Annotated in this window: 30 protein-coding genes and 3 pseudogenes; 4 read left to right on the forward strand and 29 right to left on the reverse strand. The window is 39.0% G+C overall.

Annotated elements, in window-relative coordinates:
* Positions 1-197: 197 nt before the first annotated feature.
* The 9 genes from dnaK to I2D56_RS09870 form a co-directional block, all read right to left on the reverse strand.
* The gene (gene dnaK / locus I2D56_RS00345) at positions 198-2,021 is read right to left on the reverse strand and encodes a molecular chaperone DnaK (RefSeq protein WP_125374522.1); all 1,824 of its coding nucleotides are present in this window, start codon (positions 2,019-2,021) and stop codon (positions 198-200) included.
* Between the two features lie 255 nt (positions 2,022-2,276).
* Positions 2,277-2,819 (reverse strand): nucleotide exchange factor GrpE, encoded by a 543-nt coding sequence (grpE, locus tag I2D56_RS00350; protein ID WP_195347722.1) that lies wholly within the window; start codon positions 2,817-2,819, stop codon positions 2,277-2,279.
* Between the two features lie 6 nt (positions 2,820-2,825).
* Complete coding sequence (gene hrcA / locus I2D56_RS00355; RefSeq protein ID WP_195347723.1) at positions 2,826-3,860, reverse strand: heat-inducible transcriptional repressor HrcA; 1,035 nt, start codon at positions 3,858-3,860, stop codon at positions 2,826-2,828.
* Positions 3,861-4,027: 167 nt separating this feature from the next.
* Positions 4,028-4,801 (reverse strand): M15 family metallopeptidase, encoded by a 774-nt coding sequence (locus I2D56_RS00360; RefSeq protein ID WP_006595631.1) that lies wholly within the window; start codon positions 4,799-4,801, stop codon positions 4,028-4,030.
* Positions 4,794-5,492, reverse strand: a complete 699-nt coding sequence (locus tag I2D56_RS00365; protein WP_006595630.1) for a histidine phosphatase family protein — start codon at positions 5,490-5,492, stop codon at positions 4,794-4,796. The genes I2D56_RS00360 and I2D56_RS00365 overlap by 8 nt, the downstream gene beginning before the upstream one ends.
* Before the next feature lie 41 nt (positions 5,493-5,533).
* Positions 5,534-6,250, reverse strand: coding sequence for a histidine phosphatase family protein (locus tag I2D56_RS00370; protein WP_195347724.1), 717 nt, complete (start codon positions 6,248-6,250; stop codon positions 5,534-5,536).
* Between the two features lie 133 nt (positions 6,251-6,383).
* Positions 6,384-7,721: a PFL family protein gene (locus I2D56_RS00375; RefSeq protein ID WP_195347725.1), complete on the reverse strand. Its 1,338-nt coding sequence runs from the start codon at positions 7,719-7,721 to the stop codon at positions 6,384-6,386.
* A gap of 18 nt (positions 7,722-7,739) precedes the next feature.
* The gene (locus I2D56_RS00380) at positions 7,740-8,006 is read right to left on the reverse strand and encodes an ACT domain-containing protein (RefSeq protein ID WP_006595627.1); all 267 of its coding nucleotides are present in this window, start codon (positions 8,004-8,006) and stop codon (positions 7,740-7,742) included.
* A 205-nt stretch (positions 8,007-8,211) separates the two neighbouring features.
* Positions 8,212-8,919, reverse strand: a complete 708-nt coding sequence (locus I2D56_RS09870; RefSeq protein WP_195347726.1) for a CPBP family intramembrane glutamic endopeptidase — start codon at positions 8,917-8,919, stop codon at positions 8,212-8,214.
* 459 nt (positions 8,920-9,378) lie between these two features.
* On the opposite strand from I2D56_RS09870, the gene I2D56_RS00390 reads away from it, so the two are divergent.
* Entirely contained in the window at positions 9,379-9,582 is a 204-nt protein-coding gene (locus I2D56_RS00390; protein ID WP_061564347.1) for a CsbD family protein, read from the forward strand.
* A gap of 192 nt (positions 9,583-9,774) precedes the next feature.
* Here I2D56_RS00390 and I2D56_RS00395 read toward each other — a convergent pair whose 3' ends face one another.
* The 5 genes from I2D56_RS00395 to I2D56_RS00415 form a co-directional block, all read right to left on the reverse strand.
* Entirely contained in the window at positions 9,775-10,530 is a 756-nt protein-coding gene (locus tag I2D56_RS00395; protein WP_195347727.1) for a DNA/RNA non-specific endonuclease, read from the reverse strand.
* Positions 10,531-10,757: 227 nt separating this feature from the next.
* Positions 10,758-11,069, reverse strand: coding sequence for a hypothetical protein (locus I2D56_RS00400; protein ID WP_195347728.1), 312 nt, complete (start codon positions 11,067-11,069; stop codon positions 10,758-10,760).
* Between the two features lie 91 nt (positions 11,070-11,160).
* Positions 11,161-11,367: a hypothetical protein gene (locus tag I2D56_RS00405; protein ID WP_195347729.1), complete on the reverse strand. Its 207-nt coding sequence runs from the start codon at positions 11,365-11,367 to the stop codon at positions 11,161-11,163.
* A 21-nt stretch (positions 11,368-11,388) separates the two neighbouring features.
* A complete protein-coding gene (locus tag I2D56_RS00410) occupies positions 11,389-11,730 on the reverse strand; it encodes a hypothetical protein (protein ID WP_195347730.1) in 342 nt (113 codons plus the stop codon).
* Positions 11,731-11,757: 27 nt separating this feature from the next.
* Complete coding sequence (locus I2D56_RS00415) at positions 11,758-11,997, reverse strand: hypothetical protein (protein WP_195347731.1); 240 nt, start codon at positions 11,995-11,997, stop codon at positions 11,758-11,760.
* A 282-nt stretch (positions 11,998-12,279) separates the two neighbouring features.
* Here I2D56_RS00415 and I2D56_RS09875 point away from each other — a divergent pair, with 282 nt between their 5' ends.
* Positions 12,280-12,702: a helix-turn-helix transcriptional regulator gene (locus tag I2D56_RS09875; RefSeq protein ID WP_195347732.1), complete on the forward strand. Its 423-nt coding sequence runs from the start codon at positions 12,280-12,282 to the stop codon at positions 12,700-12,702.
* Between the two features lie 533 nt (positions 12,703-13,235).
* Here the strand turns inward: I2D56_RS09875 and I2D56_RS00425 are convergent.
* From I2D56_RS00425 to I2D56_RS00480, 11 genes and pseudogenes are all read right to left on the reverse strand, one after another.
* Positions 13,236-14,285: a DUF389 domain-containing protein gene (locus I2D56_RS00425; protein WP_000126416.1), complete on the reverse strand. Its 1,050-nt coding sequence runs from the start codon at positions 14,283-14,285 to the stop codon at positions 13,236-13,238.
* Positions 14,282-14,605, reverse strand: coding sequence for a potassium channel family protein (locus I2D56_RS00430; protein ID WP_001253404.1), 324 nt, complete (start codon positions 14,603-14,605; stop codon positions 14,282-14,284). The genes I2D56_RS00425 and I2D56_RS00430 overlap by 4 nt, the downstream gene beginning before the upstream one ends.
* Before the next feature lie 13 nt (positions 14,606-14,618).
* Positions 14,619-14,960, reverse strand: a complete 342-nt coding sequence (locus tag I2D56_RS00435; protein ID WP_195183559.1) for a hypothetical protein — start codon at positions 14,958-14,960, stop codon at positions 14,619-14,621.
* A complete protein-coding gene (locus tag I2D56_RS00440; RefSeq protein ID WP_006151097.1) occupies positions 14,885-15,187 on the reverse strand; it encodes a TMEM175 family protein in 303 nt (100 codons plus the stop codon). Before I2D56_RS00440 ends, I2D56_RS00435 begins: the two co-directional genes overlap by 76 nt.
* An 863-nt stretch (positions 15,188-16,050) precedes the next feature.
* Positions 16,051-16,389 (reverse strand): Cd(II)/Zn(II)-sensing metalloregulatory transcriptional regulator CadX, encoded by a 339-nt coding sequence (gene cadX / locus I2D56_RS00450; RefSeq protein WP_000711078.1) that lies wholly within the window; start codon positions 16,387-16,389, stop codon positions 16,051-16,053.
* 11 nt (positions 16,390-16,400) lie between these two features.
* On the reverse strand, positions 16,401-17,015 hold the full coding sequence (locus tag I2D56_RS00455; protein WP_002911684.1) for a CadD family cadmium resistance transporter: 615 nt from the start codon (positions 17,013-17,015) through the stop codon (positions 16,401-16,403).
* A gap of 299 nt (positions 17,016-17,314) precedes the next feature.
* Entirely contained in the window at positions 17,315-19,378 is a 2,064-nt protein-coding gene (locus I2D56_RS00460) for a heavy metal translocating P-type ATPase (RefSeq protein WP_002893754.1), read from the reverse strand.
* Position 19,379: 1 nt separating this feature from the next.
* Entirely contained in the window at positions 19,380-19,658 is a 279-nt protein-coding gene (locus tag I2D56_RS00465; RefSeq protein WP_002893755.1) for a DUF6110 family protein, read from the reverse strand.
* 180 nt (positions 19,659-19,838) lie between these two features.
* Positions 19,839-20,429: pseudogene (locus tag I2D56_RS00470) on the reverse strand (IS256 family transposase); the annotation flags it as partial.
* Positions 20,430-20,577: 148 nt separating this feature from the next.
* Positions 20,578-20,911, reverse strand: a pseudogene (locus tag I2D56_RS09740) (diacylglycerol kinase family lipid kinase); the annotation flags it as partial.
* Positions 20,912-20,914: 3 nt separating this feature from the next.
* Positions 20,915-21,058, reverse strand: a pseudogene (locus tag I2D56_RS00480) (IS982 family transposase); the annotation flags it as partial.
* 351 nt (positions 21,059-21,409) lie between these two features.
* On the opposite strand from I2D56_RS00480, the gene I2D56_RS00485 reads away from it, so the two are divergent.
* Both I2D56_RS00485 and I2D56_RS00490 read left to right on the forward strand, forming a co-directional pair.
* On the forward strand, positions 21,410-22,018 hold the full coding sequence (locus I2D56_RS00485) for a DUF1269 domain-containing protein (RefSeq protein WP_195347733.1): 609 nt from the start codon (positions 21,410-21,412) through the stop codon (positions 22,016-22,018).
* Between the two features lie 244 nt (positions 22,019-22,262).
* The gene (locus tag I2D56_RS00490; RefSeq protein ID WP_002893762.1) at positions 22,263-22,484 is read left to right on the forward strand and encodes a tyrosine-type recombinase/integrase; all 222 of its coding nucleotides are present in this window, start codon (positions 22,263-22,265) and stop codon (positions 22,482-22,484) included.
* Between the two features lie 109 nt (positions 22,485-22,593).
* On the opposite strand, the gene rpsI is transcribed toward I2D56_RS00490, so the two are convergent.
* The 4 genes from rpsI to I2D56_RS00510 all read right to left on the reverse strand — a co-directional run bounded on the left by rpsI (position 22,594) and on the right by I2D56_RS00510 (position 24,980).
* Positions 22,594-22,986: a 30S ribosomal protein S9 gene (rpsI, locus tag I2D56_RS00495; protein ID WP_000075973.1), complete on the reverse strand. Its 393-nt coding sequence runs from the start codon at positions 22,984-22,986 to the stop codon at positions 22,594-22,596.
* A gap of 18 nt (positions 22,987-23,004) precedes the next feature.
* Positions 23,005-23,451 carry a 50S ribosomal protein L13 gene (rplM, locus tag I2D56_RS00500; protein WP_001044622.1) on the reverse strand — a complete coding sequence of 149 codons (447 nt, stop codon included), beginning with the start codon at positions 23,449-23,451 and terminating at the stop codon, positions 23,005-23,007.
* A 153-nt stretch (positions 23,452-23,604) separates the two neighbouring features.
* Positions 23,605-24,468: a DegV family protein gene (locus I2D56_RS00505; protein WP_023024369.1), complete on the reverse strand. Its 864-nt coding sequence runs from the start codon at positions 24,466-24,468 to the stop codon at positions 23,605-23,607.
* Positions 24,465-24,980: an NYN domain-containing protein gene (locus I2D56_RS00510; protein ID WP_023024371.1), complete on the reverse strand. Its 516-nt coding sequence runs from the start codon at positions 24,978-24,980 to the stop codon at positions 24,465-24,467. The genes I2D56_RS00505 and I2D56_RS00510 overlap by 4 nt, the downstream gene beginning before the upstream one ends.
* Positions 24,981-24,985 lie beyond the last annotated feature (5 nt).

Here is a 24,985-nt window from a genome sequence, read left to right on the forward strand (position 1 = left end):
ACATCCTCTATTTTACCGAAAAACAGAGGCTGGGTTGCAACCTCTGGATTTCTTCTTATCATTACGACGTTCTAAACGAGTTAGGCCGAATTGAGCACGCCCTAACCTCTTGGTGAAAAAGATAAATCTTTCTAGAAACTAAAGTTTCTGCGTCAGATTTCCTATTTTCACTGTGAGGTTTTAACGGGCTTTGCATCTTACTTTTCAGTAAACTCTCCGTCTACGACGTCATCGCCTGCATTTCCTGTTGCTTGTGCGCCTTCTGCTCCTGCTTGAGCTTGTTGGGCTGCCGCAGCTTGTTCGTAGAGTTTCACAGCAAGTCCTTGAGCTTTTTCGTTCAATGCTTCAAGTTTTGCTTTCATTTCGTCCAAGTTGTTGTCTTCTTGGGCTTTCTTAAGCTCATCAAGGGCAGCTTGGGCAGCATCACGTTCTGCATCGAAGCCTTTACCTTCAGTTTCCTTGATTGTCTTCTCAGTCGCAAAGATAGCTTGGTCTACTTCGTTACGAAGGTCTACTTCTTCTTTACGTTTCTTATCTGCTTCAGCGTTTGCTTCTGCATCTTTCATCATGCGGTCGATTTCTTCGTCTGTCAAACCTGAGTTCGATTGGATAACAATGGTTTGTTCTTTTTGAGTTCCAAGATCTTTCGCCTTAACAGATACGATACCGTTCTTATCGATGTCAAATGTTACTTCGATTTGAGGGATACCACGAGGTGCAGCTGGGATATCAGTCAATTGGAAACGTCCAAGAGTCTTGTTATCTGCTGCCATTGGGCGTTCACCTTGAAGCACGTGGATATCAACGGCTGGTTGGTTATCTGCTGCAGTTGAGAAGACTTGTGATTTAGATGTAGGAATTGTTGTGTTGCGCTCGATGAGTTTTGTGAAGACACCACCCATTGTTTCGATACCAAGTGACAATGGTGTTACGTCAAGAAGAACAACGTCTTTGACATCACCAGTGATGACACCACCTTGGATAGCTGCACCCATAGCAACCACTTCATCAGGGTTTACTGATTTGTTTGGTTCTTTACCAGTTTCAGCCTTAACAGCTTCTACAACGGCTGGAATACGAGTTGAACCACCAACAAGGATTACTTCGTCGATTTCTGACAAGCTCAAACCTGCATCTGAAAGGGCTTGGCGAACTGGAACTTTTGTACGTTCTACAAGGTCACGAGTCAAATCATCGAATTTCGCACGAGTCAAGGTCATTTCCAAGTGAAGAGGTCCAGCTTCACCAGCAGTGATGAATGGCAAGCTGATTTGAGTTGAAGTGACACCAGAAAGGTCTTTCTTAGCTTTTTCAGCTGCGTCTTTCAAACGTTGAAGAGCCATCTTGTCTGTTGACAAGTCGATGCCGTTTTCTTTCTTGAATTCTGCAACCATGTGGTCGATGATTTTTTGGTCAAAGTCGTCACCACCGAGTTTGTTGTCTCCTGCAGTTGCCAATACATCGAAGACACCATCACCGAGTTCAAGGATAGATACGTCAAATGTACCACCACCAAGGTCAAATACCAAGATTTTTTCTTCTTTGTCAGTCTTATCCAAACCGTAAGCAAGAGCTGCTGCAGTTGGTTCGTTGACGATACGTTCTACTTCAAGACCAGCAATTTTACCAGCGTCTTTAGTTGCTTGACGTTGAGCATCGTTAAAGTAAGCTGGAACTGTGATAACAGCCTTGGTTACTTTTTCACCAAGATATTCTTCAGCGTAGCCTTTCAAGTATTGAAGGATCATAGCTGAGATTTCTTGTGGAGTATATTCTTTTCCGTTAGCAGAAACTTTTTCAGAAGTACCCATCTTAGATTTGATAGAGATAACTGTATCTGGGTTTGTTACTGCTTGACGTTTTGCAGCGTCACCAACGATGATTTCACCGTTTTTGAATGAAACTACAGATGGAGTTGTGCGGTTTCCTTCTGGGTTTGCGATGATTTTGCTTTCAGTTCCTTCAAGAACTGCAACTGCTGAGTTTGTTGTACCTAAGTCAATACCGATAATTTTAGACATGTGTTTTTCTCCTTAAATTTTATCTTCTTTTTTTCTTTTTGATACTCTTCTTAAGTGGCGACGCCGTCAGAGCTTGACTTCGTCAATCTCTTTGACTAAACTTTGAGCCTAAGGTCTCAAAGTTTGCGAAAATAGCGCCACGGCGAAGAGTATCGCCTTTGGTTCGCTTCGCTCACTATTGGCAAAGCTAAACCATTGTTTATCTTTCTTTCATAGTTTATTGTCGTTTCGGACAAGGTTTTTAAGTTCTCTAGCCTAGTTGTAGACAACGACCATGGCTGGGCGTAGGATGCGGTCATGGAGTTTGTAGCCTTTTTGGAAGACTTGTGCGATGGTATCAGCCGGATGCTCGTCATCCGCTGGGACTGTTTGGATGGCCATGTGGTAGTTATGGTCAAATTCTCCGTCCGCTACGATCTCCTCGATTCCTTCTTCTTTCAGAGCATGAATCAAGCTTTCTTGCACCATTTCCAAGCCCTTCTTCACATCATCTGTCAACCCTTCTACGGCAAGGGCACGTTCAAGGTTATCAAGTGATGGCAAGATTGCTTTGGCCAAATCTTGGCTGCGATAGCGTTGCAAGAGTTGGCGTTCTTCATTGGCACGACGTTGAATATTTTGCATTTCTGCGTGGGCACGAAGGTATTTGTTTTCAAATTCTTCAGCACGCGCTTGTGCTTCTTCTAATTCAGAAGGTTGGTTGGTTTCCTCTACAACTTCTTCAGTTGTCTCGACAACTTCCTCTTCTTTCACGTCTTCTTTTTTGATTTCTTCTGTCAAGGCATACACCCCTTTCATTTGGTCTTAATTTACTTCATAATGGTTGCTGTTGAGGTAACGGTAGTAGTCCGTTAACTTCATGACCAGCACTCGGCCGATAACATTGACGAGACTAATCACACGCCTGTAATCCATCTCTACGGGACCAATCACATGCATGAGGGCCATCCCACGATAAGGAACCAGGAATTTGTGACTAATCACGGTCACATTTTTCAAGGCCTTCTCTTGGGATTCAGCAACCAGGATCTGGGTCATTTGGTCCTCCGACATCCCCCCTCGCAACTCAAGAGCTACGTGTTGGGGGTTATCTAAGAACTGATAAGTCTGAAGATTGGCGTAGGTTAATGATGAAACCTTTCCTTCTACAAAGACCAGTTCTTGAAACAATTGCGAGAAGACGTAATCAAACAGATCCAATACATTGTCTGTCGTCTTAAAATAGCGCTGTACAATCTGTGGAATCTCCGTCCGCAAGCGGTAGTGGATATCCAAAACTGTATTTCCAATGAAACGTTCTTGAACCAACTGATGGAAAATTTCCAAGTCACTGGTTAAAAAATTCTTTGGAATCGCAAACTGGACGGTAACAGGCTTTGATTCATCCAAGGTCAGAACCGCTAAGGCATCGTGGTTGGACAATGGAACAATCTCAAAACCAGTCAAGCGCTGTCGTGTCGGTTCAACATCCTGAATGACTGCGGTGTAGCCCGTCATCTGGGCCAGCAACTTAGCCGTAGCATCCAAAATATCATCTAACTTAAAGGCCTCAAAATCAAAGGCTTTCACCACCTGGTAGACATCTTGTTCATCAATCAGCTCTAGATCAAGTGAGTTCTGAACAAAATATTGAAAACCAGCCCGGCTAGGCATTCGGCCACTCGAAGTATGGGCTTTTTCTAATAAGCCTTGCTTTTCGAGGGCAGCCATGTCGTTTCTGATAGTGGCACTACTAGATTGAATGACATCTTGCAGTGTTTTTGAACCGACTGGTTCGTGGGTCTTGGTAAAGATATCGACGACAAGATTTAGAATCTCATTTTGACGTTCTGTAACCATGACCTCACCTCTCTTTCGTATTTAGCACTCTAAGCGTTTAAGTGCTAAACCATGATTCTATTATACACCCTCTCAAGAGAAAGTCAAGAGAAAAATCCAAAAAATTAGCACTCTTTTTCAAAGAGTGCTAAAAATCATTCTTAAGACCGATACTTGTCTAAAAAAGCCTATAAACCTGCTTCTTTCAATTTTTGAATGTATTCTTCTAAAACCAGCTGATGCTTGACCATATACTGGGCATTTTCTACACCAACGTAGCGGAAATGCCAGTTTTCATAGTCCACACCTGTAATCGCATTTTTCCCTTCTGGATAGCGGAGAACAAAACCATACTGGGGAGCCAAAGCAATAATCTGCTGGGCTACCTCTTCAGACTGTCCATTTGGAGCACTCATATCAATCGCAAGACCCGTTTGGTGTTCACTAGCACCTGGAACCTGTACTTGAGCTTGTGCTTGAGCTTCTGCCTCCTCATGAGAAAGACCCGTAGCTTCTAACTGCGCTACCCGCTCATTATAGAGTTCTGTTTGCTCCTCCACACTTCGATAACCCGAAATCAAGGATTCTTCAGGCGCGACAGCTCTCGCCGCTGCTAGAAACTGTTTCGTTTGTTCTGCAATCCGACTATCCACCTTGATTTCTTCAACATCAACTAACTGAGGGTTCAGCTCGGCTAACTTGTTGTCCCGATTGACCAGGACTAGGTTCCAATCCTTGCTAGAAGCTTGAGGAAGGTCTGTTTTAGGTTTTTCTTCCTTTTTTTCAACTTTTTTTGGAGTGGTTGTTTCTACTTTTTTATCTTCAACAGCGCTCATATGAAGCCATTGAGGTTTCAAATAGAAAATACCCACTCCTGCTCCGATCAGACAGAGACCTAAACAGCAGAGCACGATCCAGCTAACTTTCTTTTCTCTTTTCTTGGCAAGTTTGTATTTAGTCATGATCTTCCTCTAACAATTTTGCTCCAACCTGTCGGTATGACATATCTCCAACTGCTTCTAGTTTAAATTGGCCATCCTCATACTCAATAACAGTCACACTACCATTGTCCAAGACCAATTCTTTAAAAGCCTTTGGATCAATCAGGTAAATCAAGGTGCTGATGGTCATCCCATGACTGACCACGATGGCATTGCCACCACCTTGAGACTCAACATCCTTGGCAATTGCCGTAAAGCCTTCCAAAATTCGATCGCGAAGAGTTTCCCAAGACTCTGCCCAGCCTGCTGTATCCACTTCGACAATTCCTTCAGCCAACTCCATCAAGCTCAAATGATGGAAATCATCGACCCGAAAGACACGTGGCAGAACCCCCATAAAGAGTTCTCCATCGTAGGCGCCATCAAAGCTTCCAAAACACCATTCGCGAATACGCTTATCATAGCGATAAGGAATTTTACCTGTTAACCCTAATTCTTCTAGCACAATCCCCATGGTTTGAATGGTTCGACCAGAGTCACTGGACACAGCTTGTTGGAACTGGATTCCTGCTTGACGCAGACCAATCCCTAATTCATGAATCCCTCGTTCGCCAGCTTCCGTCAAGGGACTATCGGACCACCCTTGGGCGCGACCGATCGTATTAAACATGGTTTTTCCGTGACGGGCAATATACAATTTTGTCTTTGCCATTTCTATCCTCCTGCAATTGTTTTCTTCTTATATAAGATATCTTATTTTTTCACATCAATTTCTTCTGAATGGGCCTCTAACCAGTTAGCACCTAGCTTGCGATAAGATTCATCTCCGATGGTCTGGATCGAGAAGTGTCCATTTTCATATTCTACCAGGGTAACACTGCCATTTTCAACCCTTGGATCTAGCACAATCTCTGGATTTAAAATACACACAAAGGAACCGATAGTCATGCTATGACTGACAACAAGAACATTTCCACCACCCTTAGCTTCAACTTCTTTAGCAATCTCTTCAAAACCATCTACAATCCGTTTTTTCAACACATCCCATGGTTCAGCCCAACCGGCTGTATCCACTTGGTAGATCCCATTCGCTAACTCTTCTAGTGTTAACTTCTTGTAGTCTTCTATATCCAGAACACGGGGAACGACTCCACGGAACAGCTCTCCTCCATAGGCACCATCAAAACTTCCAAAACACCATTCCCGGATCTTTTTGTTGAAAGTATAAGGAATCTGATCTGTGAGCCCAAGCTCGTCTAAAACAATCCCCATAGTTTGAATGGCGCGACCTGAATCACTGGAAACAGCACGGACAAAGTCCAAACCAGATTCTCTCAACCCAACTCCCAATTCACGGATACCTTCTTCTCCTTGAGCAGTTAAAGGCGTATCCGACCAACCTTGAGCACGACCTATCGTATTAAACATGGTTTTTCCATGCCGAATAATAAATAATCTTGTTTTCGCCATGTGATCTCCTTTTACGTTCTTCTATTATATCATTTTTTATAAGGAAACTGGCAGCGATGACCTCTAGATTCACTTTCACTAGCTTGGTCAACAGTAAAAGCCCTTAGCAAACATTATGCTCCAGGGCCATTTTTTAATTTTTAAAACTATGAACTGGGGCTGGAATTTGACCGCCACGGGCAATAAAGTCAGCTGACGAAGCTTTGTTGACCTTCATCACTGGGGCAGATCCAAGAAGTCCTCCAAGTTCTAACATATCGCCTTCTTTTCCATAAGGAATAATCCGAACTGCTGTGGTCTTTTGGTTGATCACTCCGATAGCTGCTTCATCGGCAATCATAGCCGCAATGGTCGTATCCGGAGTATCAGATGGGATAGCAATCATATCCAGACCAACTGAACAGATGGCAGTCATGGCTTCCAATTTTTCCAGGTTGATATGACCTGATTGGACCGCCGCAATCATCCCCTCATCTTCTGAGACCGGAATGAAGGCACCTGACAATCCACCGACTTGGTTACAAGCCATGATGCCGCCTTTTTTCACTTGGTCATTGAGCAGTGCCAGCGCTGCGGTTGTCCCGTGGGTTCCTACTACTTCAAGCCCCATCGCTTCGAGGACACGGGCAACCGAATCCCCAACAGCCGGCGTTGGCGCGAGAGACAAATCGACAATACCAAACTCAACACCGAGACGTTCACTAGCCATTTGACCAACCAGTTGCCCGACACGAGTAATCTTGAAGGCTGTCTTCTTGACGGTTTCAGCCAATACATCAAAGCTTGCACCAGGAACTTTTTCAATCGCCCGTTGGACAACACCAGGTCCTGAAACCCCAACGTTGATGACAACATCCGCTTCACCAACACCGTGGAAAGCCCCTGCCATAAAAGGATTATCTTCTACTGCATTAGCAAAGACCACCAGTTTCCCTGGCCCCATCGGATCTGCTTGGGAAGCTTCTTTAATGATACGGCCCATGTCTCGGACAGCAGTCATATTGATCCCTGTCTTAGTGGAACCAATGTTAACCGAAGAGCAGACAAAATCGGTCTCTGCTAGAGCGCGAGGAATGGAATTGATGAGGATTTCATCCCCTTTTTGGTAGCCTTTTTGAACCAGGGCTGAGAAGCCGCCGATAAAGTTGACCCCAACTTCTTTAGCAGCACGATCCAGCGCCTTGGCAAAGGGCACATAGTCTGTCGCATTGGTTGCTGCACCGATAATGGAAATCGGAGTGACCGAAACCCGCTTGTTCACAATCGGAATGCCGAGTTCTGCTGCAATCTCATCCCCGACAGCTACTAAGTCCTTGGCCTTTGTTACAATCTTCTGGTAGACTTTTTCAGCCGCCTTATCGATATCTGGATCAATACAATCTAGCAGTGAGATTCCCATGGTGATGGTCCGAACATCAAAGTTCTGCTCCTCAATCATGGCAATGGTTTCTGTTACCTGTTTAATGTCCATATTTCTACCACCTCACTCTTACAAATTGTGCATGGCATCAAAAATCGCAGCGCTCTGGATATTGATTTTTACATGAAGAGACTGACCGAATTCTTCTAATTCTGAACGAAGCTGTGTGAAATCTTTTTTCTCATCCGATGTCACGACCGCCATCATAGTGAAGTACTCATCCAATACGGTCTGGGAAATATCATCGATATTGAGTCCCAACTCTGCCACTTTAGTCGCAACACCTGCTACGATTCCTTTTTGGTCTTTTCCGACAACTGTAATAATTGCTTTCATTTCACTGCTCCATTCTATTTATTTGCTTCCATTGTAGCATATTCCCCTTAAAATCGCTTAAATGTTTTAGAAAAGGTTCGGTTTTACAAATAAAAATAAGACATTCAAGAGAATCTCTTGAATGTCTGTAAATCTTAATATCATGATCAATCAACGGATGGCTCAAGCGATGTTTCTTAAGGTAGCAGCTGAGGAAACACAGATGTTAAACAAGAAAATGCCAGTAGATATAATTAAAGATGAAAATCCAGATTGGTTTCCAAAATGTAAGAAAGTTGCTAAAGCCATGCAAGAAGATGGGCAATCGGATATCTTTATATTTCTTATAGACAGCAGCAAAGAAGAGCCCCGAACAGAAATAAAGAGCAAAGGTTATAGGATCCCGATATTGATGGATCAGATGAAAGGCTGCAAAGAGAAAGCCCGAAAGCAAAACATCTAAATGAAACTTGCTTTCTTTAAAGAAGGCATTCATCAGATATCCTCTGAAAATAAATTCCTCTATCATAGGAGATGTAATGGTTGCTAGGACAAAAAACAGAGTAGACGAAATACCGGGACCATTTAGATAAATAGAGGTTGGCAATTTGGTTTGACGAACAACAGGAACAAGCAAATCTTGAAAAGTTTGCAGCACCCATCTCTCAAAAAAGAACCACAGGATCACCAGAGCAAAATACCTCAGATAGGACCTCTTCCATTTCTGTTTGTTTGAACGGAAGTCTATTTTCTGCTTTTTTAACCAAAATAGAATGGCAATGAGAAGCAAAGAGTAGAGAATCAAATACATGAAATAAAGAAAACTTAAATCACCATTGAAAACTCCGGTTAAGTAGATACCAAGACCTTCGATCCCAAACATAAATAGAACTAACAGGAATAGGATAGCGACTCCACGTTTAGCATATTTCATATCATCTATTCTCCAATATCATTCTTTCGTACAATTATGTACAAATATAACACATGGAAAAACTTGTAGGCAAGGTGGCCCTCAATTGTCCCTTTTTGAACAGAAAGTGTCATCTTCTTTTGTTTTTTACTCCACTTTGCTAAGAAAAAACAGCCGTTTAGATTTTCTAGCCTGACGATTCTACAATCTATTATCCCTTCATCATCTGGACGATTTTGTTTTGAAATAGCTGAAGACTGATCTTTCTTCAATTAGAAAACAAGGCCGCTACTTATTCATCCCTCTTTTTCACGATATCGTAAGGACTCATTCCAACTTTCAGATTAGCGTAGCGAAAATTTGACTTTCCATTCCAGAAGGCATATACTTATATTAATCTGAGATAAATAGTTTTATTTTTTTAATTAAACTGTCTTGAATTCAGATTAAAAAAACTATTTACTTAACGGAGGTGGCGCTATGTCATTAGAAGATAAATTAAACCAAGTTAAAGGTTCTGTTAAAGAAGGTCTCGGTAAAGTAACCGGCGACACAAAAACAGAAGCTGAAGGCGTTGCTGAAAAAGTTGCATCAAAAGCAAAAGAAGTTGCTGAAGACGCAAAAGAAGCTGTCGAAGGAGCTATCAAGGGTGTGAAAAACATCCTTCACAAAGACGATAACTAATCGTTATCATTCTAAAACCACCCTATTTTCTGCAGTCACGTTTGACTGTGGAAGATAGGGTGGTTTTTTGTTTATCTTTGATTTAGTTTGGGTGTAGAAAAAAGCACCTCGAATAATACGAAATGCTTTGAATTAATAAGAATAAATTGTTAGATTTTGAAGCAACTCCATAATTTAGCACAAAAGTCAACATCACTCCTTCTTAAAGCTTCCATCACTATAGTTTATTTTATAACCATTTGCGGTATTATATACAACAACTACTTCATCTATTTCTCCATCGGACGATTTCATTGAAACTATTACATATTGAGGAATTAGTTCCTTTTTATGATAATAAGGAGTTGCTTGGTAATATAAGACTCCTCCTTCCTTATGAGCCTCTAACCATTGCTGGGCTTTTTTCTCTGGATAACGCATACCACCATCATTCTCGCCAACATTTTGAGTACGAGTTCCTGTGATTAAATTCTCTTTTTTGGCATTTCCACCAAGACTATTCGCAATTAAGTGACTACGATTCCAAAAGAAACCGTTATATATAGATCCATTTGAACTAATGATTTCGGCCTTTTCCTCATTCTTTTTCCAACCGCTTGGATCAGACGAACCATCAGTCGCAAAAGGTAGTCTATTCCCTCTAGAATTCTCAACATTTTGATAAATCAGACTACCTTTTACTTCAGTTGTCCTTCCAAGATCATCTAATCCTCCATATTCAATTTCACCATTTTTGGGAAACTTTTTTGGTTTGATTGAACTTTTGCCAACTGATACATAGTAATTAGAATACTCGTCTATTGACCATTTAGGAATCTTTATCTTTTCACCATTGATTTTTACTTTAGCCTCTGTATTTCCCCATGCAGCTACATTATTAACACCTACAAAAGAACCACTAATTAATAATATAAGAATGACATATATTACTTTTCTTAATTTTTTCATATTTTTCTCCCAAATTTTTCTACTCCAATTATATCAAAAAGAAAGCGTTTTTATTACTTTTTAAAAAATATTAATTCCATTTTTAGGGTTCGAACTGTTAAAGCAATTCTATTGCCGGCCATTATAAAAATAGTTTTCGATCCAATAATGTTTCACAACTTTACTACAAGGAAATTAAATTTTTTGCATTTACACAACTTATTTCAGCAGTGTTATCTTTTGTGTTTTCATTTTTTAAAGAATTCTTTCCCAAAAACGTCCCTAAGCCATGAACTAGTATAATCATACCTATCACCAAACCTTATAATAGTCAAATCTTGAACCTCAGTGGCAGCAACCGATATTTTTATTTCTCTTGGAAAATGTAACCGGCGCAGATTTAGTTTTGTTTTAAGATAAATATCCCCAAACATTTCATCACTGCCTCTCACTTCTCCATATTTTCTTGCAATTTTGAGACATTTAGAAAACACTTCTTTTTTTGTGCCGGTAACAGACAATAAATTTCTATTTATAAAAATGTACGGTATTAGTTTCATTCTTAAACTTCCTTATGTGATTTTTTTAAGACTGTTATAAACATCTAACAAGAATACGGGCAAAGAGGCAATAGGAGTTTTTCTAAGGTGTTTACAATCCTAATCGTTCCGAATCCCAGTTTCCATATTCGTCATACCCAAATCCATCAGGATCTATTGCATCAATTCCACATTGCTCTAGAAACCTAGAACAGTCATGACAATAATAAGACTCATAGCTTTCATCGCTACCTTCCCAATCAATTTCATGCTTGGTAAACAACTCACTACACTCACTACATTCGTATAATTTTGACATAATATAAACTCCTATTTCAAATTAGATATCTATATGTTCAACAAAGTCAATAATTTTTAATTTCATTGCTTTTGTAATTGGTTGTTTTCTAATATTTTTAATCATTTCAGACTTAGACGTAGTCTTTAATTGTTCTTTAACTACGCGCTTTGCTACTTCTTCATAACCGTATCCAGCAATTGAATCTGCAGCTAAACCTAAAAATCCTAATAAAGCAATTCCACCCAACATGCCAAATGGTCCAAGAGCAGCCAATGCTGCAGTTAATGCTGCAGCACCTGCTAGACCTGTTGTACTCATTGCTATTAACAAGACTACAGCCGGCAAACCAAAACCTGCTAATTTCCTAACAATTGCGTCCATAATAATTCTCTCCTTTATTAGTGTAGCTTACATTTCTCTTATACAATTCACGACAGAAAATGAATTAACTAACCCAATTTTATATTTTTTGTTAATCAATTTCACGCATTCAGAGAAACTCAATTTATTTTCCTTTATAAATTCAATTTCTTCCCCGCCATTCTTAATCATATAGTCTGCAAATTTTGAGGCAATAATATATCTTCTAACAACGAAATAAATCATTCCAAAAACCAACACAATATTAAGTATTACTTGTAAATCCATTCTGACTTTCCTCCTATAATGGCACGGCACGGTGTATACTACACCAAAAAACTTCTGGTCATGTTTCTGACATAGAATCTAGAACAAACATATGACTCACTTTATTTTTAATAAGCTAATCATAACTTTATTCCTCACTTTCTTAAGAATACCAATATTATAGTCCATTGTTTTTCTTTTGTCAAATATTTTTTACTCAAATTATATTTTTGACCAAAACAATGCTTTTTTATGTCCCAAATTTCTGTTATAATGTAAATACAGAATTGTAGGTGTCGTGAAATGAAAAAAGAAAAATATCCCTCAAATGAGAAAACAAGACAAATACTGCAAGACAATTTAAAGTCTATCAGAGAAATCTTAAATTGGACTAGTGAAGATTTAGGTAATCTTATTGGTGTCACTAAACAAACTATTAGTAATCTAGAAACAAAAAATAGCAAACTAACCAAACTACATTATATTGCAATACGAACAGTAGTTGATTTTGAAATTGAAAAACTAAAGTCAGCCGACTCTGATAGAGCTGAGCGTGCTGAAATGCTATTAGAAGTATTGTCTAAAGCCGAGGAAGAGAATCTAGATTTTGATGAAATCTCTCAGGCTTCGAAACTAATTGTCTCCTCAAAGTCTGCTGCTATTGCAGGTAAAATTATTGGTGCGTTAGTACCAATCCTTTTAATTGGTCTCAATAAAAAAAAATAGAAATTAGTAAATTGGAACACTGAACAAACTCTCTGAATAAAAGCTCCTCTTCTTGCTGTAAAAAATAGTTAATAGAGGAGCTTTTTTTCCTAGATTGTCAAATTAAGCTAGACAGAAAAAGCATCCCGTATTTTTGATACGAAATGCTTTCAATAAGTGTAAATAAGTTTTAACGTTTACTAAATTGTGATGCTTTACGAGCTTTTTTCAAGCCTGGTTTGGAAAGTATGAATTTCAGTTGGACTAAAAACAGCGTAATATCAAGACTTTTCTCCGCTTTTATAAAAGCGTTTTTCCAATCAAATTCAACTAATTTTATCTAAATGGTGTGGATTTTACCCCCAAAATTACAGAGAATGGAGCTGATAAACACTAAACGTTCACACCATTAGTTAAATGATTTTTTTCATCATTTTTCTTAGATGATAGAACTTCTAATTTATTTCTTATTCAAGCAAAAACAACCTGCTATAAGTAAGAAAGAGGAAGATACAAGAAAAACACGGCGTAAAAACCGATTCAGTTCATTGTCCTCAATCCTTGTCTGCTTCATTTTCTTTTACGAGATCGTTTTGTGAATCTTTTTCAGAGAGTTTTTGATCAATATACTTGTCAATGTTTTCATAAAATTCCTTGGTCGCTTCACTATCTAATGTTGGCGAGTTCTGAACTTGATTCACTTTCAATTGAACAGATTGAATACCGTAAGAGGCTTGTTTTTGGTGGAGTGTTTCTAATTCTTCTTCTGAAATCGGATCTCCAACAACCGTCAAGACCAATTCATTGTTACTTGACTTGTAGACTTGATTAATAACCGTATAATTGGCGAACTCTTTTCCTACAAACTGTTTGATCCCTTCTTTGCGCGCTTGTTCTATTGTCAGAGTAACTGCCGAATAGCTAGCTGGAAGAATCAACAATACAATCAAAGAAATCAAGCCAATTCTCATTTTAATGCTCAGCTCTTTAAATGAAGTTAAAGGAGATTTTCTCATCAAAATTCTTGTTCCAACAATGTTGGCTAGCATGATAAAGACACAGTTGATCAAGAAAAGATAGAGAGCCCCCAATAAAAATCGTACATTCCCATTAGCTAAACCATAGCCAGCAGTACAGATAGGCGGCATCAAAGCTGTAGCAATGGCTACTCCTGGCACGATATTGTTTGCTTCTTTTTTCCTTGAACCGATCACACCAGCAATCCCACCAGCAATAGCAATGAGAACATCCCAAATGGTTGGAGAGGTTCGTGCGATCAACTCGCTACTTGCATAAGACAAGGGAGAAATCCAGAAATACAGAGTCGAGACAAGCAAACTGACCAACACTTGAGTCAATAAAACCTCTAGAGATTGCTTGATTAAACGCGTATCAAAAATAGCTAAACCGAATCCCAGTCCAACAATCGGTGTCATGAGAGGTGAAATTAACATGGCTCCAATAATAACAGCTGTTGAATTCATATTTAGACCGATAGAGGCAATAAAAATTGCACACATCAAAATCGCTGTATCTCTCAATCGAACATGAAGGTCATCGTATAATTTCTCACGGTATTCCCGTGTTGAATAATTGGCAGTCATTTGTCCTCTCCTCTTTCCTTATTTAAATCGGTATAATAATTAATAATAACAGCTGATAAACAGCCAAAAAATATGAGCCCATAAATCGTCAAGAAGACACTGGTAATCCTTCCAATCAAGGTCACAGCTAGGAGATCCCCGTAGCCGACAGTCGTCGAAGTCACAAAAGCATACCAAAGACCGTCTCCGTAATTTGTGATAGCAGGTTCAACTAGGAAAAGCACGCCTCCTGACCCAAAAACAAAGGTCACAAAACTCAGAGCAAACCGAGTAAAACCCGTAACCTGTATAATATGCCATAACATTTTTAAACGTCTCATTTGTTCTCCTTATTCATACTAGCTCCTGACCGAGCCGTTTTTTCCAATAATCAAAGTGAAGATAGGACATGATCTCCATCAGAGAAAGATAGACAAACTGATAGATCTGATTTAAGCTGATTATCAACTGATATTGTTTGAAAAATGACTGGAAGAAAGACCAGATATGACTGTCTTGAATCAGTCCCTTCTTAATATCAGACAGGATATTAGCTAAAGCTCCCAAGGACTGAAACGGTAAATCCTTGACATTTATATAGATCCGGTCCACCACATCATTCAGACTGGTATCTTGGATGGCATGAAATTCTCCAAAGAGAACTCCTGCCGCTCCAAGAGTAGAAACAAATTCCACCAAATAATTTCTGAGGAAATTTTCTCAACCTTTTCCCATAATGTGTTTAGTGCCATCCATAACGATCCCAACCAGAAAAAGGAAAGAAAACAAGCAAAGAAATTTTGCCGTAAATCCCAAAAAGCTTCAAGACTTGGTGTTGTTGGTTTTTCTAACTCTAAAACCAAGATGGTCATAATAATTGCTAGAACAGCATCTGTCAATACAATTAATCTGTCTTTCTTCATCGGATTGCATCCCCTTTCTTTTTTGTAACATTCTATCTTATCGCATAATATTGGATATTCTTTCATAATCCGACTACAAACAAAAATAAACCAAAAAGTATGTCCCTATTATACTATATTTAACTCTAGAAGTATTCATCCATCTAATTAATAAATATATCATATTTCACAATAAGTGAATACTATCAAAGATTCATCCCCTTTCACTTCATCATGTAGTGTTGCTTAGATTTATCAAAAACAACCAAATTTGTATTAATTTCAAGTATCACCTAGTTACAAAAATTTGGGGTGAACAGAAAAAGCATCCCGTATTTTTGATACGAAATGCTTTCAATAAGTTTAAATAAGTTTTAACGTTTACTAAATTGTGATGCTTTACGAGCTTTTTTCAAGCCTGGTTTGGAAAGTATGGGTTTCAGATGGACTAAAAATAGCGTAATATCAGGGCTTTTCAGAACGATATCTACTAATTGATTTCATAAAATTTGAATCAATATTTTTTAAACGGGGAAATAGTTTAGGTCTCTAAGCATTAAAATAATACACCTAACTTTGGTCACCGTTTTTTAGTTATTCACTCTTTTTTCGGATAGTGTTTTTAAAGTTATGATGTAAAATGCCGCAATTAAAACACTATACATCATAATCAGAGGATAGACAATTAAGGATAGAATCAATCCCACTCCTTTAATTATTAGGTCAGGTATCAATAACTTCCTATATTGTGCGGTAGCTTCAAGTAATTCTTTCTGATCTATATTGGGTTTATCAATTACTTTATGTAAAAAACAGTTTGCTACCGTTGAAACAACAACGATTATAATCTCCCTATAATCATGGAAAAGTAGTAAAAATAGTTGTTATCCTAGTTGATTAAAAAAATCTCTGATTTCCTCATCTTTTATAAAATAATATATAATTTTCCCCTCTCTTCTAGTGTCCAAGATGTTTTGATTGGCTAGTTTACGAAGATGGTGGGAGGCAGATGCCATACTGAGATTTAATAAACAGGCTATATCGCAGACACAGAGTTCTTCGACGGCAAGGAGATAAAAGATGATATTTATCTGTTTATTATCGGTAAATTTTGATAAAATGCGAAGTGATTTTTGGACTTTTTCCTTTTCAAGGTAGTTCGTTGCGGTTGTAACATTTTGTTGATTTATAACATCCACTTGACAGATACTATCTTTTTTCATAATTTTTTCTCCTAGCCTAACACAGCCCATAGCATGTCAAAGCTGTTGTTTTCAATCAGGATATACATCCCCAATCCTAAATAGACAACGGCAATAAACCATCTGCTATATTTTTCCAAAGTTTCTCCAACAGAAGGGACTTGTGCTAATTTTTGGGCAGAAAAAACCAAGAGATAAATCATGACTAGAAAAGTAAGTAAAGTCACTATCAAATTCGCTAAATTTAAGGTGGTAAAATATGGGACAAAGACACCAATATTGTCAGCGCCACAACTTGCAAAAGTAATCATAGCGACTAGAAAAATCAGGTTTTTATTGTCTTTTCGCAAACCATCTTTTGCAATAGCTTCTCCATCAGAATCTCCTAAAAGCAAAACTTTGAGGCCTAGGAAAATTGGAATCAAACCGAGTAAACCTAAAATCTCTTTACTAGGAATATAATTTAAGACAAATGCAAAAAGCAAACTTAGGAATATTAGACTAACAGAGCCTAGAAATTGTCCTAAATAGATGTTAATGATGTCCTTTCTGCTTTTTCTTTTGGCAAAAAATAACATTAGGATAATAAGTAAGTCTACGGCTGTCCCAGAATACAGGATTATTGAAGTAACAATATTTTGAATCATAAAACACCTCATTCAAATATATTTTTGAATGTATTCTAACATTAACCTTTGTAGATGTCAACTTAAAATCCACCAATTAATAATTGCATGTCAATATTTGTATTGTGAAACTAGTTTCAGAAATATATAGTCTTAAAGTATGTCCACTGCCAATGGTTTTTTCAATATTTAAAAGGAGAGAACCAATTTGGTCCTCTCCAGGGTATAATTTTCCACCAACCCACTACAGTTGACAAAGAACCGTTATTCTCAAATGAGACAACTCCTTTTAGTTTTTATAACCTCAGCTTCTCGGTCTCTTACCTACTTTTAATAGAAAGACTACGAAGGACGATTCTTAAAGTAGTCAGATTGTGCAATATCGAAAGATTAGATGGGCTTAACCAATTTAACAACCCAAATCCAATTAAACTTCCATTTATTACAACTGTTTCTTGAATATTTCTTTGAATTAATTTCTGCAACGATTCAGATAAAGAATTCAATTCCTCGAAGAAATCTAAACGATTATCTAATAATAAAATATCACTCATCTGCTTAGAAATATCAGCACTTTCATTCATCACAACCCCAATATCTGCAAGCGTCAAGGCAGCAGAGTCGTTTAACCCGTCTCCAACCATCAAAATAGTTCGGCCAGCTTTCTGTAATTCCTGAACCAACTGAAACTTACCATCTGGTTTTAAATCAGTATAAACGTTGTCAAATGGCAGATCTTTAACCAACTCTTCTGTTCTAGCCAACGTATCACCAGTTGCCAGAATCAGTTTTTTCCCTTGGCGCTTTAGCTTTTTCAATGCAACTTTCGCCTCGCTTCTCAAGGGAGTGTGGATACAAAACATCCCAATTAATTCTTTCTTATAAGCCAAAAACAATAAATTGTAATGAGTCTTATATTGCTCAATCAAGGCCAGCTGCTCAGAACTAATTCTTACCTGTTCGTCTTGCATTAGTACATAATTTCCAATGACAACCGATTGACCATCAATTTGCGATTTAATCCCTTTGCTTGCAACATACTGAAGCTTGCCATGCATTTCTTCGTGTTCAATGCCTTCAATTTCAGCTTGTTTAACAATTGCATTGGCAATAGGATGATAGATATGTTCCTCCAAACATGCACTTATTCTTAAAATATCTTTCTCAGTATAATCTCCGAAAGGAAGAACCTTTTCAACCAAAGGATAACTCGTCGTGATGGTACCCGTTTTATCAAACAAGAAAGTATCCACTTCCAGATATTTTTCTAATACATCACCATCTTTAATAACCATTTCTCGATTTAGACCTTCCTTTATGGCCGTAAGGTAGGCTACAGGTGTGGATATTTTTAGAGCACATGAAAAATCCACCAATAAAAAGGAAATGGCTTTTGAAAACGAACCTGTTAACAGATAAGTCAAACCAGCACCTAAGAAGTTATATTTTACAACCTTGTCTGCCATCCTAATAAAATGACGTTGTTTTGTCTTCTTACTCTCTTCAGATTTTTTCATCAGATTGATGAGTTGCAAAATACGACTGTTTATCTGATTATCAGTCACACGAATTCTTAACTCTCCTGTTTCCAAAACAGTATTCGCACATACAGAATCTCCCTCTTTCTTTTCAACAGGGAAGCTCTCTCCAGTCAAGGAACTCTCATTGACCATGCCTAATCCTGAAACCACTTGGCCGTCAAACAAGATTTCATTACCTTGGGAGACAACTAATACATCACCTACTTGAACATCAGAACTCTTGATGCTGATGACCATGTCTCCCCGCACTAAGAAAACATCACTTTCTTTAGCAAGAAGGCTTTGTTCCAAATCTGTTGCTGTTTTTTTTAAAGACCACTGATCCAGATGATTACCCAAATCAAGCATAAACATGATGTTGCTAGCTGTCTTGGATTGGTTCATAAACAAGGACAACAAAATGGCCGAACAGTCCAAGACCTCCATGGTTAGTTCCTTGCGCGCTAAGGTTTGATAGGCTTCTTTGACATAACCCAAAGCCTGATAACAAGTCCAAATATAACGAATAGGGTAGGGTACAAAACTTCGAAACAGCAAACGCTTAATCGCTGCACCCGATACAATTGAATAAGCACTCTCTTCTCTACGAATGGGAAGAGTCATCAAGTCCGAAACTTTCCCCTTGTCAATTTTTTTTAAAAAGGCCTCTGCATTTTCTAATACAGAGAAGCCTTCTTTCATACGTAGAGTAAAGTGCTGCTGATCCATATAAAACTGAATAGAGTCGATCCCTTTTTCATCTTTAGCCAAGGAACGAAGATAATCTTGAATATCCAAGGTCAGTGAAAACGAGGACGATAATCGGATATGTTGATATCCTCTGTGTAGCACTTTAAAAGACATATTATTCACCTGTCAGGCTATCTAATTGTTCTTCTTTCTTTTCCTGTTCGTATAAATATTTAGCGTCTTGTAAAACATCATCACCGTGTTGTTTTACAACAGAAACAGATGCATCCAGTCCATCTTTCAATTTGTAAGCTTTAGCCAAGGCCTTAGAATAGCCTTTCTTAGCTTCTTTACTTGCTAAGACTTTCAAGCCAAGCGTCCCAAATGCTACCCCTCCTAAGAAGAGAGATGATTTTTTCGCAACTTTTGCGACGTTTAATACTTCTTTTAACATGTTTATTTCCTCCTTGTAACTATTGTAGCGAAAAATGACAGCAAAAGCAATTGCTGATATCTGATATATAGATAAAATTCTCTATACTGATATTTAATTATATTATGATGAAAACAATATACTTTATTTTTTGATACTGTCAATAATTATGTGTAAACACTTAAGTAGAGTTACGGAGTGTTAATTAAATAAGCTTTCAAGTGTATCAGAACATTGACCAAACCCTTTATGGATTCGTTGACTTTGCTTGAAATTATAATCTTCAAACAACGTAACTAAGTAACGTTCCAGAGCCTCCTCATTAGGAAAAAGAACCTTCTTTTTCGTTTGATGTTTGATTTCTTTGTTAAGAGACTCAATGAGGTTTGTCGAATACATGCTGTGCCAAATCTGGTAGGGAAACTGATAAAAAGTTAAAAGATTATCCGTCTTCTCCAGACTTTCCATGACTTTCCTATACTTTGGTTTCCATTCGGCGAGAAAGTCCTCTAAAGCTTGTCCTGCCATTTCTAAATTTTCAGCACGATAAATCATTATAAATTGCCCCAGAATAACCGCTCTATCTGCTCGTTTCACTTTACTAGCTAGATTTCGACTAATATGAATTAAGCAACATTGTTGTTTAGCTAATGGGTGAGCCTGACTGATAATCTGCTCAAGCCCCTTAAAGCCATCTGTAACTACAAGAGAAATCTGTTGGATTCCTTGGTTTTGAAGCTTGTCTAACAGGGTGGACCAAGAAGCATTGTTTTCTTGGGGCAACTGTGCATAGCATATCTCTATGCGACTAAAGTCGCTAGAGCTATCCTAATTGCGCACCGCCAGTTCTCATAGAAAAAAACACCTTGCAAGATGCAAAGTGTTTTCGTTTGTATTCTGCTGTCCAGCAACGAATTAACGTTTAGAGAACTGGCTAGCTTTACGAGCCTTTTTCAAGCCTGTTTTCTAGTATTTTTATATCTATTGGCAGATTATCCGACTTATCCCCATCAACATCTGACTCTAACTCAACCTCTGAAGAAATCCTAATATTGCGTACTTTGATATATTCGATATTATTGTTACCTACTAGATCCCCTTTTTAATAAATCTGGGATAGCCGATAATTTAGAAATGATGGATGAATCCTTTAAAATCAAGATATTTCCATATTCATCTGTATTTTCATCAAATAGTTTTTTGTCTGCATAGTAATTGGATAGAAGAACTAAGACCTGAGTAGCTTCACCTTCATAATTGCCATTTTTGCTTTCAAAAGGTAATAATTGCTTGTTCATAGCTTGGCGAATCAGTTGCACCAGCCAAATTAATTGTCTTGACCGACGAATAAAGCGACTTCTTTCAAGGATTCGACCATAAGGAAACAGTTGGCAGATTCTATAAAAGTGTCGATGTGATTCGGCACGCTCATCAGACTCGCTACACAGAGCTGGTACATAATATCTGCTATAATTTTCTGGAAGATTTGGTCAAGCGGTCTTTTAGCCGTGTGACAGGCATACAGGAAAAACACTATTTATTTACTTTTTGCACGGGAGGCTTTAAGATGTTGCTGGACGCCTTTCTTGATAATCACTCAGAGTCGCCAGAGTGTCTGGGCTGGGATATGGCAAAGATATACCGCTGCCTGAAACTGTTCTTTGACGCTGATAAACGCGACATATCAATTAAAATGTCGCACTAAAATGATTGAAAAGTGATTGAAACTGTGTTATAATGTATGTGTAATTTTTAGAAAAGAGGTACTAACTATGGAAAACCTAGTAGTTTCAATCTTTAACACTGAAAGCGAAGCTTATCAGTCCTTTGCGGATTTGAAGGCTTTCCGCCAAACTCAGACGACCAAGGTTGCTCAAATCGCCTTGGTCAAAAATGAAAACGGTCATATCGTTGAAAAAGAACGCTATGACTTTGAAGATTCAACGACGGATGCAGCCCTAAAAGGTGGCTTGCTCGGTGCAGTTATCGGGCTTTTGGGTGGTCCTATCGGCGTCTTGTTTGGTTATGGTATGGGTAGCCTCTATGGTTTGGCTGCTGGTGATACCATTGATACGGCAGAAAATGGCCTGATTGACGTTGTTTCTCAGAAATTGACTAACGGTGAAACAGCCGTTGTCGCCTTGGTGCAAGAAGACAACGAAGCAGTCATCGATGCTTACTTCACCAAGTACGACACCCAAATCGTGCGTTGGGATGTAGCAACCGTCGTAGCCGAAATCGAAGCAGCTCTGCAAGTCCAAGAAGACCTCTACAACCAGGCACGTGCACAAATGAAGGCTGAACGTAAAGCCGAACGCAAGGATAAACTTGAAGAATTCAAGGCAAATGTCAAAGCAAAATTTGACAAATTGAAAGCGTAACGTCTAAGCGTCTCATAAATTTAAATGTGACTGAGACGCCATTTAAAATTTATGTGCGTCGGATTCTCACAGTTAAATAATTGCGTTGACAAAGCCGTTACAGCCGTTCTTCCATTCTTTGAAAAGAATGTTTAATAGACAAGAAATCTGGACTAGTATTGGTCTGGATTTTTTTGTGAATATAGAGGTCATAGCTTTTTGACTATGCTTCGTTATAATTAGAAAAATTTTAAGTTTTATCAAGATGAAATCAGTCAGACGAAGACATCCCGAATTAGCACCAGCATCACCACACAAACTAAGACATACTGGTGCTACTCTTGCTAAACAAGCAGGTGTTTCTCTTGAAGCCTTCTCAGAAGCTCTTACTCATAGTGATAAAGAGATTACAAAAACTTACGTTAATATCAAAGATAAAGTCAATCAGACTGTAGGTGATATTGCTTTTCGTAGTTTAAAAAATTGATGGGGTGAATATGGGGTGAATTTTGGGGTGAACTTTGATTTTTTGAAACAAAAAAGACATCCAAGAAATAATTCTTGAATGTCTGTAAACGTTGATATAATCGTATTGATTAACGTTTTGAGAATTGTGATGCTTTACGAGCTTTCTTAAGACCTGGTTTCTTACGTTCAACTTTACGTGAGTCACGAGTAAGAAGTCCTGCGCGTTTCAATGAATCGCGGAAGTCTGGGTCTACTTGAAGAAGGGCACGAGCGATACCGTGACGGATAGCTCCTGATTGACCAGCGTATCCACCACCTACAACGTTAACGAAAACGTCGTATGAACCTACAGTTGAAGTAACTGCGAATGGTTGGTTGATAACAAGACGAAGGTCAGCGTGTGGGATGTACTCTTCAACATCTTTTTTGTTAACAGTGATTTTACCAGTTCCTGGAACAAGGCGAACGCGTGCAACAGCGTTTTTACGACGTCCAGTACCTGCATATTGTGCTTGTGACATACTTTATTGTTCCTTTCCTTAGATAAGTCCTGAAATATCAAGAACTTCTGGTTGTTGTGCAGCGTGAGTGTGCTCAGCTCCAACGAATACTTTCAATTTCATACCTTGAGCGCGGCCAAGAGTATTGTGTGGAAGCATACCTTTAACTGATTTCTCGATCAAACGTACTGCATTTTTAGAACGAAGTTCACCAGCAGAGATTGATTTCAATCCACCTGGGTGGTTTGAGTGAGTGTAGTAGATCTTATCAGATGCTTTTTTACCAGTCAATTTAACTTTTTCAGCATTGATAACGATTACGAAGTCACCTGTATCAGTGTGTGGTGTGAATGTTGGTTTGTTTTTTCCGCGAAGCACGCTAGCAACAACTGCTGAAAGGCGTCCAAGAGGTACATCAGTTGCGTCAACAACGTACCATTTGCGTTCTACTTGGCCTGGTTTAGCCATGAATGTAGTTTTGTTCATGATTTCTCCTATTATGAATATCGTTTTTGTTTACAGGGCGGATGTTCCGGTCCGCGAGTTATTTGAAAGGTTCCGGGGCCTTACAAATGGGGTAAACAATACCGCCTACTATTGTATCAAATTTTTCAAATAAAAGTCAACCGATTTTAAAAATTATTTGCGATTTTCTTTTCCTATGACAAAGCCGATGAGAGAATTAGGACCGACGTGGGCTGCAATGACTGGACCTAAAGGCATAATCAAAACTTGAGAGATGGCCGGATTCTCCAACAATTGAGCCTTGAGCTCTTCCGCTCCAGCAAGATCGTCCGTGTAAGAAACCAAAGCTGTGCTGTGGCCGATATCATCCTGGATGAGTGAAAGCATTTCTCGCATGGCTTTTTTACGCCCCCGAACTTTGGCTATAGGGGCTAACTTGCCTTCTGCATCAATCCAAAGAAGGGGTTTGATGTTGACCAAACTTCCCACGATGGCTGAACTCTTAGAGAGACGTCCTCCGCGCATCAGATGGTAGAGATCATCCACCAAGAAATAGGTCCGTAACTTAGGGGCAACTTCCATCAGCTCTTCCTTAACTTGATCCAAACTCTTTCCTGCATCACGCGCCTCAACTGCTAGCATAGACAAGTAGCCCTCTCCAATCCCTGCAGCTTTTGGATCGATGATTTCAATCACAGCTTCTGGGTAGTCTTCAAGGATTAAGTCTCTTGCCATGACCGCACTCTGGTAGGTCCCTGACAAGACTGAAGAGAAGGCGATATAAAGGAGGTCTTCCTTGCGCTGAGCATAACCCTTGAAAATCTCTTGGAATTGCCCAACATTGACCTGGCTGGTCGTTGGTTTAGCACCCTTTTGCATTTCTGCTAATAATTGGGGGCTAGTAAGTTTGTCTGGACCTACTGTCTCATAATGAGTCCCATCGACTTGGATCGACAAACCGACGATTTCTACATCATGCTCCTGTGCCCATCTTTCATCTAAATCTGCAGTTGAATCTGTTAAAATTTTAAAGGTCATTTACTTGCTCCCATCTCTTTTTGTAGTTGACGTAGGCCCTCTTGGTCAAAAGGCCGTATCGGTGGTTTTTGATCGTTGACGGCTCCTCGCGCCTGGTTCAAATCAGCTTTGACAACGGCGACTCTCTTCTCCAGCTCACGCGCCGAAACACGGAGCGCTCCTTGAGCAAAGACCGTCCATTGCTCATTCAAGTCACTCGTCGCGACTGATACTTGGTGAAGGGGGGTATTGAGCTCTGCTGCCAAGCGTTCAATGTAGTCATCGGCGGTTTCATCCTCCGCTGTGAAGACCACTTGGACTTGAAATTCCTCATAGGTCTGACGAATCCCTGGCATATATTGGGCATCAAACACACAAATCACGCGAATGCCTTCAAAGCTGGCATAGTGACTAAGCTTTTCTAGGAGGATCGTTCGTGCGGCATCTAGCTCACTCTTCTTAAAGAGCTGACGGGTTTCCTGCCAGAAGGCAATCATATTGTAGCCGTCCACTAACAAAATCTTTTCCTTCATCGACT

This window comes from Streptococcus australis, from assembly GCF_015553625.1.
In the GTDB taxonomy this organism is placed as follows: Bacteria; Bacillota; Bacilli; order Lactobacillales; family Streptococcaceae; genus Streptococcus; species Streptococcus australis_B.

Bases quoted from the DNA above. Each gene is read 5' to 3' on its own strand.
- dnaK (WP_125374522.1), bottom strand. From the start codon at position 2,021: ATGTCTAAAATTATCGGTATTGACTTAGGTACAACAAACTCAGCAGTT.
- grpE (WP_195347722.1), bottom strand. From the start codon at position 2,819: ATGAAAGGGGTGTATGCCTTGACAGAAGAAATCAAAAAAGAAGACGTG.
- hrcA (WP_195347723.1), bottom strand. From the start codon at position 3,860: ATGGTTACAGAACGTCAAAATGAGATTCTAAATCTTGTCGTCGATATC.
- I2D56_RS00360 (WP_006595631.1), bottom strand. From the start codon at position 4,801: ATGACTAAATACAAACTTGCCAAGAAAAGAGAAAAGAAAGTTAGCTGG.
- I2D56_RS00365 (WP_006595630.1), bottom strand. From the start codon at position 5,492: ATGGCAAAGACAAAATTGTATATTGCCCGTCACGGAAAAACCATGTTT.
- I2D56_RS00370 (WP_195347724.1), bottom strand. From the start codon at position 6,250: ATGGCGAAAACAAGATTATTTATTATTCGGCATGGAAAAACCATGTTT.
- I2D56_RS00375 (WP_195347725.1), bottom strand. From the start codon at position 7,721: ATGGACATTAAACAGGTAACAGAAACCATTGCCATGATTGAGGAGCAG.
- I2D56_RS00380 (WP_006595627.1), bottom strand. From the start codon at position 8,006: ATGAAAGCAATTATTACAGTTGTCGGAAAAGACCAAAAAGGAATCGTA.
- I2D56_RS09870 (WP_195347726.1), bottom strand. From the start codon at position 8,919: ATGAAATATGCTAAACGTGGAGTCGCTATCCTATTCCTGTTAGTTCTA.
- I2D56_RS00390 (WP_061564347.1), top strand. From the start codon at position 9,379: ATGTCATTAGAAGATAAATTAAACCAAGTTAAAGGTTCTGTTAAAGAA.
- I2D56_RS00395 (WP_195347727.1), bottom strand. From the start codon at position 10,530: ATGAAAAAATTAAGAAAAGTAATATATGTCATTCTTATATTATTAATT.
- I2D56_RS00400 (WP_195347728.1), bottom strand. From the start codon at position 11,069: ATGAAACTAATACCGTACATTTTTATAAATAGAAATTTATTGTCTGTT.
- I2D56_RS00405 (WP_195347729.1), bottom strand. From the start codon at position 11,367: ATGTCAAAATTATACGAATGTAGTGAGTGTAGTGAGTTGTTTACCAAG.
- I2D56_RS00410 (WP_195347730.1), bottom strand. From the start codon at position 11,730: ATGGACGCAATTGTTAGGAAATTAGCAGGTTTTGGTTTGCCGGCTGTA.
- I2D56_RS00415 (WP_195347731.1), bottom strand. From the start codon at position 11,997: ATGGATTTACAAGTAATACTTAATATTGTGTTGGTTTTTGGAATGATT.
- I2D56_RS09875 (WP_195347732.1), top strand. From the start codon at position 12,280: ATGAAAAAAGAAAAATATCCCTCAAATGAGAAAACAAGACAAATACTG.
- I2D56_RS00425 (WP_000126416.1), bottom strand. From the start codon at position 14,285: ATGACTGCCAATTATTCAACACGGGAATACCGTGAGAAATTATACGAT.
- I2D56_RS00430 (WP_001253404.1), bottom strand. From the start codon at position 14,605: ATGAGACGTTTAAAAATGTTATGGCATATTATACAGGTTACGGGTTTT.
- I2D56_RS00440 (WP_006151097.1), bottom strand. From the start codon at position 15,187: ATGAAGAAAGACAGATTAATTGTATTGACAGATGCTGTTCTAGCAATT.
- cadX (WP_000711078.1), bottom strand. From the start codon at position 16,389: ATGAAAAAAGATAGTATCTGTCAAGTGGATGTTATAAATCAACAAAAT.
- I2D56_RS00455 (WP_002911684.1), bottom strand. From the start codon at position 17,015: ATGATTCAAAATATTGTTACTTCAATAATCCTGTATTCTGGGACAGCC.
- I2D56_RS00460 (WP_002893754.1), bottom strand. From the start codon at position 19,378: ATGTCTTTTAAAGTGCTACACAGAGGATATCAACATATCCGATTATCG.
- I2D56_RS00465 (WP_002893755.1), bottom strand. From the start codon at position 19,658: ATGTTAAAAGAAGTATTAAACGTCGCAAAAGTTGCGAAAAAATCATCT.
- I2D56_RS00485 (WP_195347733.1), top strand. From the start codon at position 21,410: ATGGAAAACCTAGTAGTTTCAATCTTTAACACTGAAAGCGAAGCTTAT.
- I2D56_RS00490 (WP_002893762.1), top strand. From the start codon at position 22,263: ATGAAATCAGTCAGACGAAGACATCCCGAATTAGCACCAGCATCACCA.
- rpsI (WP_000075973.1), bottom strand. From the start codon at position 22,986: ATGTCACAAGCACAATATGCAGGTACTGGACGTCGTAAAAACGCTGTT.
- rplM (WP_001044622.1), bottom strand. From the start codon at position 23,451: ATGAACAAAACTACATTCATGGCTAAACCAGGCCAAGTAGAACGCAAA.
- I2D56_RS00505 (WP_023024369.1), bottom strand. From the start codon at position 24,468: ATGACCTTTAAAATTTTAACAGATTCAACTGCAGATTTAGATGAAAGA.
- I2D56_RS00510 (WP_023024371.1), bottom strand. From the start codon at position 24,980: ATGAAGGAAAAGATTTTGTTAGTGGACGGCTACAATATGATTGCCTTC.